12 protein-coding genes and 1 tRNA gene are annotated in these 12,186 nt (G+C 61.8%); 7 read left to right on the forward strand and 6 right to left on the reverse strand.

The window, feature by feature from the left end; genetic code table 11:
- Both A3736_RS16590 and A3736_RS16945 read left to right on the forward strand, forming a co-directional pair.
- Positions 1-476, forward strand: a 476-nt coding sequence (locus A3736_RS16590; RefSeq protein ID WP_156501951.1) for an IS5 family transposase, incomplete at its 5' end; no start/stop codon positions are given.
- A 16-nt stretch (positions 477-492) separates the two neighbouring features.
- Positions 493-1,152, forward strand: a complete 660-nt coding sequence (locus A3736_RS16945; RefSeq protein ID WP_156501952.1) for a hypothetical protein — start codon at positions 493-495, stop codon at positions 1,150-1,152.
- Positions 1,153-1,436: 284 nt separating this feature from the next.
- Here A3736_RS16945 and A3736_RS03960 read toward each other — a convergent pair whose 3' ends face one another.
- Positions 1,437-2,732, reverse strand: a complete 1,296-nt coding sequence (locus tag A3736_RS03960) for an integrase arm-type DNA-binding domain-containing protein (protein ID WP_067679476.1) — start codon at positions 2,730-2,732, stop codon at positions 1,437-1,439.
- Between the two features lie 351 nt (positions 2,733-3,083).
- Positions 3,084-3,173 (reverse strand) — tRNA-Ser (locus A3736_RS03965).
- A 177-nt stretch (positions 3,174-3,350) separates the two neighbouring features.
- Between A3736_RS03965 and hspQ the strand changes: the two genes are divergently transcribed.
- On the forward strand, positions 3,351-3,731 hold the full coding sequence (gene hspQ / locus A3736_RS03970; protein WP_067679480.1) for a heat shock protein HspQ: 381 nt from the start codon (positions 3,351-3,353) through the stop codon (positions 3,729-3,731).
- A 36-nt stretch (positions 3,732-3,767) separates the two neighbouring features.
- On the opposite strand, the gene A3736_RS03975 is transcribed toward hspQ, so the two are convergent.
- Positions 3,768-4,691: an ABC transporter permease gene (locus A3736_RS03975; protein ID WP_082851295.1), complete on the reverse strand. Its 924-nt coding sequence runs from the start codon at positions 4,689-4,691 to the stop codon at positions 3,768-3,770.
- Between the two features lie 109 nt (positions 4,692-4,800).
- On the opposite strand from A3736_RS03975, the gene A3736_RS03980 reads away from it, so the two are divergent.
- From A3736_RS03980 to A3736_RS03990, 3 genes are all read left to right on the forward strand, one after another.
- Positions 4,801-5,544 carry a GcrA family cell cycle regulator gene (locus tag A3736_RS03980; RefSeq protein ID WP_067679483.1) on the forward strand — a complete coding sequence of 248 codons (744 nt, stop codon included), beginning with the start codon at positions 4,801-4,803 and terminating at the stop codon, positions 5,542-5,544.
- 173 nt (positions 5,545-5,717) lie between these two features.
- Complete coding sequence (locus tag A3736_RS03985; RefSeq protein ID WP_067679486.1) at positions 5,718-6,899, forward strand: diguanylate cyclase; 1,182 nt, start codon at positions 5,718-5,720, stop codon at positions 6,897-6,899.
- A gap of 29 nt (positions 6,900-6,928) precedes the next feature.
- Positions 6,929-7,450: a DUF1993 family protein gene (locus A3736_RS03990; RefSeq protein WP_067679489.1), complete on the forward strand. Its 522-nt coding sequence runs from the start codon at positions 6,929-6,931 to the stop codon at positions 7,448-7,450.
- A 19-nt stretch (positions 7,451-7,469) separates the two neighbouring features.
- Here the strand turns inward: A3736_RS03990 and A3736_RS03995 are convergent, their stop codons facing one another.
- Positions 7,470-8,150 carry a spermidine synthase gene (locus tag A3736_RS03995; RefSeq protein ID WP_067679492.1) on the reverse strand — a complete coding sequence of 227 codons (681 nt, stop codon included), beginning with the start codon at positions 8,148-8,150 and terminating at the stop codon, positions 7,470-7,472.
- Between the two features lie 95 nt (positions 8,151-8,245).
- On the opposite strand from A3736_RS03995, the gene A3736_RS04000 reads away from it, so the two are divergent.
- A complete protein-coding gene (locus A3736_RS04000; protein WP_067679495.1) occupies positions 8,246-9,349 on the forward strand; it encodes an NAD(P)-dependent alcohol dehydrogenase in 1,104 nt (367 codons plus the stop codon).
- 82 nt (positions 9,350-9,431) lie between these two features.
- Here A3736_RS04000 and pnp read toward each other — a convergent pair whose 3' ends face one another.
- The gene (gene pnp / locus A3736_RS04005) at positions 9,432-11,741 is read right to left on the reverse strand and encodes a polyribonucleotide nucleotidyltransferase (protein ID WP_067679497.1); all 2,310 of its coding nucleotides are present in this window, start codon (positions 11,739-11,741) and stop codon (positions 9,432-9,434) included.
- 173 nt (positions 11,742-11,914) lie between these two features.
- Entirely contained in the window at positions 11,915-12,184 is a 270-nt protein-coding gene (rpsO, locus tag A3736_RS04010; protein ID WP_067679500.1) for a 30S ribosomal protein S15, read from the reverse strand.
- Positions 12,185-12,186 lie beyond the last annotated feature (2 nt).

Below are 12,186 nucleotides of genomic sequence, written 5' to 3' on the forward strand. Positions count from 1 at the left end.
CATCATTGTGCCGTCGGCATAAAAAGGGGACTCAGCAAACCGAGGCGCTTGGCCGATCGCGCGGCGGCTTCACCACCAAGCTCCACGCAAGGTGCGATGCCAGAGGCTTGCCCCTCGGCTTCGTGCTGACACCGGGGCAAGCGCACGATGTGCAGGGCTTCGCACCGCTGTTCCGCATGATAACTGACCGGATCGAGGCCTTCCTGGCTGATCGGGGATACGATGCCGATGCGATCCGCGAAGAGATTGAGGCGGCGGGCGTCGAGGCGGTGATCCCGGCCAAGGCGGGCCGGCGTAATCCCGCCGCGCATGATCGCGCGAAATACAAGTGGCGCAACCTGATCGAGCGACTGTTCAATAAACTCAAGAACTGGCGACGCGTTGCGACCCGCTACGACAAAACCAAGGAATCCTATCTCGGCTTCGTCGCGCTCGCCTCAGTCAAACTCTGGATACCCTTTGTCCACGAAACCTAGATTGGCTCAACTTTGTTTGGCTTTTCTGCTCGCGCATGAAAACGCCAATGAAGGTCTAGACAAACTAGCCTATCTTTCTTGCCTTCGCACTATTCGAGATGGTGCGAAATTGATCGCACAAGCTGCTGAAGAACTTGTTGGGCAGATACAGCGGCACAAGGTTGAAACCGACGAAGTCGAACCAATTCGGTCTGAAACACTTCATAGGCTTGCGGAGGCCCTACACGGACGGTTTCGCGCTGAGATGGCAAAAAACCAGTTCGATGACCTCATTTCTCCAAAATTAATCGGTAATCCTTTGTCAGACCTTCGGATGACCCCCGGTCTTCCCGGCATCGCAGCCCTCCACAATGAAGTGGAAGCGATCCGCGAGGAATATGTTCGCGCTCAAAATCAGCCTAAGCAGAAAGGAGTTGGGCCCGTTGGTATGCGCCCCGGCAACAAGCCGAACAGGGAGCAAAAAACCTTTATTCGCGATCTCGCGGCGCTCTACGAAGAGGTCTTGGCGTCGCAGCCGACCGCTCATGACACGGCATCGGGACCGAGTTCGCCTTTCTTGCGCTTCATACACCGGGTTTTCAGGGAGTTCCGCGAGCAAAGTGAATTGCCGGTTGATCCGCACGGCTATTATCCGCCGTCGGTCGGGACTGTGCGCAACGTGTTGCGATCACGGTGACATTAAATCCGCCAGAATCATTTTTGTCTGATTTCAGATAGGCCAGTGTGATTCAATGAGGATGTCCTAAACAATAGAGGACTTTCATGAGATACACTGGACCTAAATTCGTGTGCTGCAAGCAAATCGCAGATATGTGCAATGTCAGCGTGGTCAGCGCGCGGCGCTACAGCAAGCTTCCTGACTTCCCGCAACCTTTCGAGATCGGCGGTTCAGTCAAGTGGTTGGGCGAGGAGGTTTGGGCTTGGATTATGAGCCGTCGCCGCGTTCGCAAGGCTTGATGGTCAGGCCTTGCGCCGCCGCCGCCCTTCACCGATTTGTCCGACGGCTAACGCGTCGGATAGCAGAATATCAGCCCAAATCGCCGCAAGCTTGCGGCGCCGGTCAATGAAGCTGGCCCGCATGTAGCGAAGCTCACTGCCCGACAATCCGGTCGGCGTGTGGGCGAGCATCAGATCAATAATCAGCGGGTCTCGTGGCCCACCATGCTCAACGATCCACTCGTTCATGATCGTGCTGAACGTGGAACGCCAGCCATGAGGGACATGGCGCTTTCGTAGACCTTCTCTCAGAAGCAAGTAGCTCAGAGCGTTTTCCGACATCGGCTTGTGAATGGAATGCGCACCAGGGAATACGTAATTGCTACCAGCGCTGAACTTCCACGCTTCGCGCAGCACGTCCGATGCCGCCAGCCCAAGCGGCACTGGATGATTGAAACTTTCGTCTTCGCGCTGTTCCAGTTCCTGTTTCATTTTGACCGCCGGTGCAATCCAGATTGCTTCGGTATCGCACCCCCCGGCTTCAGGATTGAACTCGCGGATGTCTTCCCATTCGAGCCACCGAATCATTCCCGGCCTCTGTGCAGTCAACGCCAGGAAGCGCGCAGCGAGCTTGACGACCGGACTGGCTTCGGCAGTATCGGTGAGTGACAATACGTCTTGAGCCTCTTTAATCGTTATCACTGCCGGCCAGCGTCGCTTCGACGGTTTAGCCTTGAGCACTTTCACGAGCGATGCGGCAGGATCGGATGTGGCATGGCCGTTCGCGATCGCATAAGCGTATATCGCTGAAATACGCTGGCGCAGCCGATGAGCGGTTTCAATAGCGCCTCGGTCCTCGACCTTCTGCAAGGTCGCGAGCACATGGGTCGCATCAATTGCCGTAATTGGAAGCGAACCAATGTCTTCGAAGACATCGCGCTCCAAGCTTACAATGACGTCCTTCGCATGGACCGGCTTCCAACGCAGCTCCTGTTTTGAAAACCATTCGCGCGCAATGACCTCGAAGGTATGAGCCGCAGCAAGGCGGCCAGCAAGCGATGCGCGCTTGGCCTCGACAATCGGATCCTTTCCTCCCCTGAGCAAACGCTTGTCTTCGTCGCGAAGTTCACGTGCTTCCCTGAGTCCGACATCTGGATAGCTCCCAAGCGTGCGAAGCTTCTCCTTGCCGCCATATCTGTATTTATGCCTCCAAGACCGGTGTCCGGTCGGCGATACATGAAGGTAGAGCCCCCTAGAATCCGTCAGTTTGTAAGGTTTGGCTCCACCTTTTGCGCCCTTGCACTGAGCATCCGTCAACATTCTCTGATCTTTCTTCGAAACTTGATTACCACAAGCTTCTGACCAGCTGTCCTACGAACGCTCCGCGTTCAAGAAGGTGCTATCCTTCTGTAATGGATTGATATTTAATGATCGCGATTGAGCGGGACGCGAAAGTCAAGGTTGCCAATTGTCGCCTACGATACCGTTTAGAGTGGTCGATCGCCGAAGTTTTGCAATACCCCCTGTTCCGCATATCGATACCCCCTCGCATACCCCCTGCCGTGTGATATTGGCTGATATCGCGTGATCAAAAAAGATATCTCCTGGTTGCCGTAAGGCCCGGAGAACTAACAATTTTGATCATACCTGATCGCAGATGATAAGCATTAATGGCGGAGAGGGTGGGATTCGAACCCACGGTACGGTTGCCCGCACACTGCATTTCGAGTGCAGCGCATTCGACCACTCTGCCACCTCTCCGCAGTGCGCGATCATCGGGCAGTGGCCCGATCGGCATCCCCGGTCGTTTGGGAGCCGCGCCGTTAGCGCAGGGGCGCGGACTTGCCAAGGCAATTATACGCGCTCCGCATACGATAACCGTGGACGACCCCTTGCGCGCCCTTGTGCCCACGCGGCCGCACCCCATATCCAACATCTATGGAACGCAGCCTGTTCTTCTCTCCCCAGGCCGGTCGCACGATCGATGCCCCCGCCCTTCTCAAGACCCGCTTCGCCATCGGCGATGTCGTGCGCCACCGCATGTTCGATTTTCGCGGCGTGATCTTCGATATCGATCCGGTCTTCGCGAACAGCGAGGAATGGTACGATTCGATTCCCGAAAGCATTCGGCCCGATCGCGATCAGCCCTTCTACCACCTGTTCGCCGAGAACGAGGACGAGAGCTACGTCGCCTATGTCAGCCAGCAGAATCTGGTGCGCGACGCGGCGAACGGCCCGGTCGACCACCCCGAAGTCGCGCGGCTGTTCGATGGGTTCGCGCAAGGCCGCTATCGCATGCAGCGTGCGCTGACTCACTAAACTTCATTGGGGAATGTGCGCGCGGAAGCGCCAGCGTCAGGCCTTGATCTTCCAGCCCGATTTCAGCAGCTTGTAGCAGATGACGGCCAGCGCCAGATTGAATGCGCCCAGCCCGATTCCCGCCCAGACCACCGGCATCGTGCCCGCGCCGATATCGCTTGCGCCGAGGAATCCGTACCGGAAGCCCGAGATAACGTAAAAGAACGGGTTGAGACGGCTGATCGTCTGGAACAGCGGGGCCAGATTGTCGATCAGGTAGAACGTGCCCGAAAGGAGCGCGAGCGGCGCCACCACGAGAGTCGTTATCGCCGCATTGTGATCGAATTTCTCGGCCCAGAGCGAGGTGACGAGGCCGAACAGGCTCAGCATCGCGGCACCCATCAGGCCGAACCACACGATGGCGAGTGCTCCGCCCCAGCCCGCCAGATGCAGGTCTGCGCCGGGATACAGCGCGATCGCCAGGGCCAGCGCCGCACCCACTGCCACAGCGCGCGTCATCGCAGCTAGGACGATCCCCGCCATCAGCTCGCCTTCGGAAAGCGGGGGCATCAGCAGATCGATGATCGTCCCCTGGATCTTGCCCGACAAAAACGAGAAGCTCGCATTGGCAAAGGCGTTCTGCATCATCGCCATGACAATCAGGCCCGGTGCGATGAAATCGGCGAAGGGCACGCCCAGCACACTGCGATCGCCGCGCCCCAGGGCCACGTCGAAGATCACCAGAAACAGGACCGTACTGACCGCCGGACCCCAGATCGTCTGCGTCTGGACCTTGAGAAACCGGCGAACCTCCTTAATATAGAGGCTCCAAAGGCCGATGCGGTTGATGCCGGTGATGACCGGTTGTCCGCGCGGCGCAAAGCGAGTCCTTCCCGCATCCCCACCCGGCACGAATGTGGCATCGGTGTCGGCTGCGAACCCGGCGGGGCTCGATTGGGGAGTCTGGGCTTGATCGGCCATGATGGCGCGACTAGGCCCTGGCACCCGCGCTGGCAAGGCTTGCCCGGCCCGGTCGTCCCGCAAATTCGCAGCGGGCACACTGCGGCCTCAGACAGGATACGATTGACGCATGAGCTGGACCGACGAACGCATCGCGACGCTGAAGAAAATGTGGGAAGGCGGCTCCACCGCCAGCCAGATCGCGGAGGAATTGGGCGGTGTCAGCCGCAATGCCGTCATCGGCAAGGCGCATCGCCTGGGTCTGAAGGCGCGCCCGTCTCCGGTGAAGGCCGCCGAAAAGAAAGCTGCGCCCGCCAAGAAGGCGGCACCCGCCGCCAAGCCCGCAGCGGCGAAGAAACCCGCCGCCAAGAAGGCCGCGCCGACACAAGCGCCTGCGCCCGCAGCGGCTCCGGCGCCGACGCCGACGCCTGCCCCAACTGCACCTGCGCCCGCCGCTGCGGCTCCGCCGCCCGTCAACAACTCCGCCAACGCAGGCGGCGCCACGTCGCAGCCGATGCCCAACAAGCAGCCGGATTCGCCCAAGATCGTTTCGGTCGGCCCGGGTGGCTTCCTGCGTCAGGGCCCCGGCGATCAGCAGCCGCCGATCCCGCCCGCGCCGCCGCGCCGCCTGGTGCCCGCCAAGCCCAGCCCGGACATCGCCGACAAGACCAGCCTGCTGGATCTGAGCGAAAAGGTCTGCCGCTGGCCGATGGGCCATCCGGGCGAGCCGGATTTCCATTTCTGCGGCGAAGCGGTCAATCCCGGCTTCCCCTATTGCGTCGAACATTGCGGGCGGGCCTATCAGGCACAGCTGCCGCGCGGTGCGCGACGTCCTCCGCCCCCGCTGCCGTTCGGCGGTCCGCGCGTGCGCTGATGGTATTACCCGTGCGGATCCGCCCGCACGGGCCGCGCCCGGTCGAATTCGGGCAGCCGTAACTGCGGCGTTAACGCTGTCGCTTAAGCGAACCATAGCCCCGAAGCGGCAATATATTGCCGGGGCCGTCGCAGCGTGCGAGAGAGCCCCTTAGGGGACACGGAAGCGCACGGATGGATTGGGCGAGTTTCACGATCGGGGCATGGACCGCCTGCATGCTCGCCTTCGCGGCGGGCGCGGCGGGCCTTTATTTCGTGATCGGACGCCAATTCCTGCTCTGGATCAGCGCGCGCCTGCTCGCGATCGGCCTGCTCGCCTTCACCTTTCCGCCAATGGCGGGTTTCATCTTCGCCGATCCGCAGGCGCTGCTCGTCGCGCGCCTCGTCGCTACCGATGTGAGCATCGCACTCGCGGGACCAGTCATGGCGACTTATCTCGAACGCTCGCTCGGCCTCAATCACTTGCGCCGGCTGTTCTGGGCGGTCTTTCCGATCGGCGTCGGCCTCGCGCTATGCGCGCCTCTGATCGCGCGCGGGTCAGTACCCCTCTGGGTCCACAGCGCTGTGGTGCTGGTGATGGTGCTGATGATGACGTTTGGCCTTTGGTCCGCGATCCGCCAGAAAAGCCGTCCCGCCCTGTTCCAGTCGATCGCCTGGGGCCCCGCCATCGCGGTCGGTCTGGTCGCTATCTATAGCGAGCTTATACTGGGAGGCCCGCTTCCCTTCTATGCCCAGGCCATGCTGGCTGCCTTGATGGTCGAGTTGATAGTGACACCGATAGGCATCGGCGACGGGTTTCGGATCGTGCAGGACCAACGCGACCGTGCTCTTGTCGGAATGCGCCAGGCGACCGAAGCCAGCGCGCTGGACCCCCTCACCGGGATTGCCAATCGGCGCGGACTGGAACATCACTTCACTTCCTGCGCGGTGCGGCCCGTCGGCATCGCGGTGCTGGATTGCGATCTCTTCAAGCGCATCAACGACAATTTCGGCCACGATACGGGCGACAGGGTGCTCGTCGCCGTCGGCGCGGCGCTCGGTGCGGGAGAAAACATCTTTCCGGCGCGCATGGGGGGCGAGGAATTCGTCCTGCTTCTCTACGGCGAAGACTGGCGGCGCGATGCCGAAGCCGCCAGGCGAAACGTCCCGGCCGTGGTGGCGCAGCGCGTTCCGGAACTGCCCTTCCCCGTCACTGCCAGTGCCGGGCTGTCGGCCGTACTGGCCGAAGAAACCCTCGAAACCGTGATCAGGCGCACCGACAGGGCGCTTTACGCCGCCAAGGATGCCGGGCGGGACCGCTCGATCGCGCTGACCGATTTCCGCCGCCATCTCACCCGTCTCGAAGAAGTCGCCTGACCCCGTCCGCAAGTCCTCAAGGAACCGCTATGCCCATCTCGCTCCACGCAGCCTTCGTTCCCAGCGCATTGCAGATCATCGGCAGCACGCGCGGCCTGATCGATACCGCCGACACATGGTGCGATGAGCAAGGCCGCGCTGCCGAGACGGTGCTGGGCGCACGCATCTACGAAGACATGCTGCCATTCGCCTATCAGGTGAAAAGCGTCGCCGTGCACACCCAGTCCGCGATCGCGGCGCTGAACGAAGGCCGCTTCAGTCCCGACATGGCGCCCCCGCCTGCCAGCTTCGACGGTCTACGCGCGCAGCTGGACGAGGCCAGGGCCGCGCTGGAAAAGGTTGGCTTGGAAGAGCTCGAAGAAAAGATCGGCCAGGAAGTCCGCTTCGAATTCGGCAAGCTGTCGCTTCCCTTCGATGCCGAGGATTTCCTGCTGAGCTTCAGCCAGCCCAATTACGCGTTCCACGCCGCCACGGCGTACGACATTCTGCGCATGCTGGGCATCAAGATCGGCAAGACCGATTTCCTCGGCCGGTTGCGCATGCGGCGCTAGGTCGTTTCGACCCTGTTGCTCAACTCTTGCGAGCAAACCAGATCGTGTGGCGCGGGCCCTTATTGTTGGGCCGTGCGCGGACAGCGCGGACATCCACGGCGAAGCCCGCTTCCTTCAATCGCACGGTAAATTTGTGGTCCGGCGCGGCGGACCAGATGGCCAGGATACCGCCCATATTCAGCGCCTCGCGCGCCTTGGCGAGGCCGGTGCGGGTATAGAGCCGGCTGTTCTGGTCGCGCACGATACCATCGGGCCCGTTATCGACATCGAGCAGGATCGCATCCCACTTGGGTAGCGTGCCGTCATTGGCATCGTCGATCAGCGCCGCGACATCGCACAGAACCACCTCGCCGCGCGGATCGGACAGGGACTGTCCGGTAAGGTCGGACAGAGGCCCGCGCGCCCATTCGAGGATTTCGGGCACGACTTCCGCCACCGTCACGCTGCCACCCTCCGGCAGATGCGCCAGCGCGGCTCGATAGGTGAAGCCCATGCCATAGCCGCCGATCAGCACCCGTGGCTTCGGACGCGCCAGTTCGGCTAGCGTGAGCTCGGCCAGTTGTTCTTCGGAGAACTGCATCCGCGTCCCCATCAGCTCGTCCCTGCCGAGCATGATGACGAAATCGCGTCCGTGGGAAATCAGGGTCAGCGTGTCGCCGCCGGGTATCTGCGCAGTGGCAAGGGTTTCGCGAGGAAGCATGGCGACAGGCTCTAGCGCCGCGCTCGCTGCGATGCACGTCGGAACTGTCCGGCCTGGGCAGCGGTTGATCGGGTAGATACGAAGGAGACACCCCTATGCCCAACCAAGCCCGCATCGCCATGGTCCAAAAAGCCGGAGCGGATTTCGAAATCGTCGAGAAAACCATCGACGATCCCGGCGCGCATGAAGTGCTGGTCGAATTGGCCGCAGTGGGCGTCTGCCATACCGACCTCGCCGTGCAGAACGGCGATCTGCCGACGAATTTCCCCGTTGTGCTCGGCCATGAAGGTGCCGGCACGGTCAAGGCCGTCGGCGAGCATGTCCGCGATCTGGCACCCGGCGACAAGGTGGTGCTTTCATACGGATCGTGCGGCCATTGCCGCCCCTGCGAAGAAGGCGATCCGGCTTATTGCCAGGATTTCGAAGCGCTCAATTTCATGAACAAGCGGCAGGGCGACGAGGACGCGGTTTTCGCGGACGGGCCCAACGCCGCCTTCTTCCAGCAATCGAGCTTCGCCACGCTTTCGATCGCGCATGAACGCAATGTCGTGAAGATCGAGGAGGATGTCGACATCTCGCTACTCGGCCCGCTGGGCTGCGGCATCCAGACCGGCGCAGGCTCCGTGTTGCGCACGGCTAAGCCCCAGGCGGGTTCGGCCCTCTTGGTCTCGGGCGTCGGCAGCGTGGGTATGTCGGCGGTGATGGCGGCCCGCCTTGCCGGGTGCAGCACGATCATCGCAGTCGACATGAACGCCGAACGCCTGAAGCTCGCAAAGGAACTGGGCGCGACGCATTCGGTCGAGGTTTCGAAGGACACCGATCTCGGCGAGGAAATCCGCAAGATCGTGGCCGAAGGTGTCGATTACGCAATCGAGTGTAGCGGCAATGCCAACGCCGCGCGCGCCGCCTGGGGCAGCCTTGCCAAGCGCGGCACAATGGTGGTGGTCGGCGCGCCGCCTTCGGGCACCGATTACAGCTTCGATGCCAACGAACAAATCCTGTCGGGTCGCAAGATCGTCGGCTGCGTGGAAGGCGATTCCAAGGTCAAGCAGTTCATCCCCGAACTGGTGCGCCTGCACCTTCAGGACCGCTTCCCGTTCGATCGGCTGGTGAAACGCTACAGCTTCGACGACATCAACCAGGCGGTTAAGGACCTGCATGATGGCAAGGTGATGAAGCCGATCCTCGAAATGGGCTGACCGACAGCAGAGAGAAACTGCCGACACGAAAAAGGGGCCGCAGCATCGCCGCGGCCCCTTTTCTGTTGGTCCATCCGAAGGATCAGTCCTTCAGGAAGTCCGGCACATGCGCCGGTCCATCGTTGGAGCCGCCATCGCGGTTGCCGCCCCGGTCATTGCCGCGTCCGCCGCCGCGACCACCACGGTCGCCGCCACGGCCACCGCCGCCGCCGCCACCACGCGGGCCACGGCGATCGCCGCCACGGCCACCACCGCCTTCACGCGGTTCGCGCGGAGGACGGGTGTCCTCCAGCTCTTCGCCGGTTTCCTGGTCGACCACGCGCATCGACAGGCGGACCTTGCCGCGATTGTCGATTTCGAGGACCTTGACCTTCACTTCCTGGCCTTCCGACACGACGTCGGTCGGCTTTTCGACGCGCTCGTTCTTCATTTCGCTGACATGGACGAGACCGTCCTTGCCGCCCATGAAGTTCACGAAGGCACCGAAATCGACGATGTTTACGACCTTGCCGTTGTAGATCTTGCCGACTTCCGCTTCTTCGACGATGCCTTCGATCCACTTCTTCGCGGCTTCGATCTCGTCGGCATTGCTCGACGAAATCTTGATCGTGCCCTCGTCGTCGATGTCGACCTTGGCACCGGTTTCGGCGACGATCTCGCGGATCACCTTGCCGCCCGTGCCGATCACGTCGCGGATCTTGGACTTGTCGATCTGCATCGTCTCGATGCGCGGCGCGTGCTTGGACACGCCCGAGCGCGCAGAACCGAGCGCCTTGTTCATTTCGCCCAGAATATGCGCGCGACCGGCCTTGGCCTGTTCGAGCGCCTTGGTCATGATCTCCTGCGTGATGCCGGCGACCTTGATGTCCATCTGGAGCGAGGTGATGCCCTTTTCCGAACCCGCGACCTTGAAGTCCATGTCGCCGAGGTGATCTTCGTCACCCAGAATGTCCGACAGGACGGCGAATTCGTCGCCTTCGAGGATGAGGCCCATGGCAATGCCGGAGACCGGACGTTCGATCGGAACGCCGGCGTCCATCATCGACAGACACCCGCCGCAGACCGTCGCCATCGAGGACGAGCCGTTGGACTCGGTGATGTCGCTCAGAATGCGGATCGTGTAAGGGAAATCTTCGTGGTTCGGCAGAACCGGGTGCAGCGCGCGCCAGGCAAGCTTGCCATGGCCGGTTTCGCGGCGGCTGGTGAAGCCGAAGCGACCCACTTCGCCGACCGAATAGGGCGGGAAGTTGTAATGCAGCATGAAGGGCGAATAGGAGAGCCCTTCCAGCCCGTCGATCATCTGCTCGGCATCCTTGGTGCCCAGCGTGGTGGTGCAGATCGCCTGCGTTTCACCGCGGGTGAACAGCGCCGAACCGTGCGTGCGGGGCAGCAGGCCGACCATCGCTTCGATCGGGCGGACCTGATCGAGCTTGCGCCCGTCGATACGCTGGCCGTCCTTGAGGATGGCGCCGCGCACGATCTCGCTTTCCAGCTTCTTGACCGCCTTGTTGGCGACCATCTGGGTCTGCGGTTCTTCGTCGGCAAAGGCTTCCTTGGCCTTGGCGCGGGCGGCGTTGAGCGCGTCCGAGCGAGCCGACTTGTCGGTCAGCTTGTAGGCAGCGGCGATATCATCGCCGACGATGCCGCGCAGCTTTTCTTTGATCGCCGAGGTATCGTCCGAGGTATCCATGTCCCACGGATCGTTGGCAGCCTGCTCGGCCAGATCGATGATCGCACCGATGACCTTACGGCTTTCCTCGTGCGCGAACATCACGGCGCCGAGCATTTCCTCTTCGGTCAGCTCCTTGGCTTCGGATTCGACCATCATCACCGCGTCCTGCGTGGCGGCGACGACGAGATCGAGGCGACCCTCTTCGTCGAGCGCGCTGGAAAGCGACGGGTTCAGTTCGTATTCGCCATTGCGGAAGCCGACGCGCGCCGCGCCGATCGGGCCCATGAAGGGCACGCCGCTGATGGTGAGCGCAGCCGAAGCGGCGATCATCGCGACGATATCGGGCTCGGTCTCGCCATCATAGCTGAGGACCTGCGCAATCACGTTGATTTCGTTGTAGAAGCCTTCCGGGAAGAGCGGCCGCACGGGGCGATCGATCAGACGGCTGGTCAGCGTTTCCTTCTCCGTGGCGCGGCCTTCGCGCTTGAAGAAGCCGCCCGGGATACGGCCCGCAGCGGAGAATTTTTCCTGGTAGTGCACGGTCAGCGGGAAGAAATCCTGCCCTTCGCGCACGGACTTGGCGGCGGTCACGGCGCAGAGCACCACGGTTTCGCCATAAGTGGCCAGCACGGCGCCATCGGCCTGACGGGCGATGCGGCCGGTTTCCAGAGTGAGGGTCTTTCCGCCCCACTCCAGCGATACGGTTTTCGTGTCGAACATGTATTTTCCTTAACGATCCCGCGCGCCACATTGCGTCGCGGGGCCTACTGTGCCGGGTATTCCGTCCCGGTCCGGTCCGAGGCTTTTCGCCTCCATGGTCCGCACCCTGCCGTATTGCACGGGTGCCGGATAAACGAAGGGGCGACAATCGAGCCGCCCCTTCGCAAAAACTCTTACTTACGCAGACCCAGCTTCTGGATCAGGGCGTTGTAGCGCTCGACATCCATCTTCTTGAGGAAGGCGAGCAGCTTGCGCCGCTGGTTGACCATCATCAGGAGCCCACGACGCGAGTGGTTGTCCTTGTGATTGTCCTTGAAGTGCTCGGTCAGGTTGCGGATGCGTTCGGTCAGGATGGCGACCTGGACTTCCGGGGAACCGGTGTCGCCCTCGCTCTGGGCGTTGTCCTTGATGATTTCCGCTTTGCGTTCGGCGGTTACCGACATGT

This window comes from Erythrobacter sp. HI0063, from assembly GCF_001635685.1.
GTDB lineage: Bacteria > Pseudomonadota > Alphaproteobacteria > Sphingomonadales > Sphingomonadaceae > Qipengyuania.

Excerpts from the sequence above, each read along its gene's own strand:
- A3736_RS03960 (WP_067679476.1), bottom strand. The coding sequence starts at position 2,732 with ATGTTGACGGATGCTCAGTGCAAGGGCGCAAAAGGTGGAGCCAAACCT.
- hspQ (WP_067679480.1), top strand. The coding sequence starts at position 3,351 with ATGGAACGCAGCCTGTTCTTCTCTCCCCAGGCCGGTCGCACGATCGAT.
- A3736_RS03975 (WP_082851295.1), bottom strand. The coding sequence starts at position 4,691 with ATGGCCGATCAAGCCCAGACTCCCCAATCGAGCCCCGCCGGGTTCGCA.
- A3736_RS03980 (WP_067679483.1), top strand. The coding sequence starts at position 4,801 with ATGAGCTGGACCGACGAACGCATCGCGACGCTGAAGAAAATGTGGGAA.
- A3736_RS03985 (WP_067679486.1), top strand. The coding sequence starts at position 5,718 with ATGGATTGGGCGAGTTTCACGATCGGGGCATGGACCGCCTGCATGCTC.
- A3736_RS03990 (WP_067679489.1), top strand. The coding sequence starts at position 6,929 with ATGCCCATCTCGCTCCACGCAGCCTTCGTTCCCAGCGCATTGCAGATC.
- A3736_RS03995 (WP_067679492.1), bottom strand. The coding sequence starts at position 8,150 with ATGCTTCCTCGCGAAACCCTTGCCACTGCGCAGATACCCGGCGGCGAC.
- A3736_RS04000 (WP_067679495.1), top strand. The coding sequence starts at position 8,246 with ATGCCCAACCAAGCCCGCATCGCCATGGTCCAAAAAGCCGGAGCGGAT.
- pnp (WP_067679497.1), bottom strand. The coding sequence starts at position 11,741 with ATGTTCGACACGAAAACCGTATCGCTGGAGTGGGGCGGAAAGACCCTC.
- rpsO (WP_067679500.1), bottom strand. The coding sequence starts at position 12,184 with ATGTCGGTAACCGCCGAACGCAAAGCGGAAATCATCAAGGACAACGCC.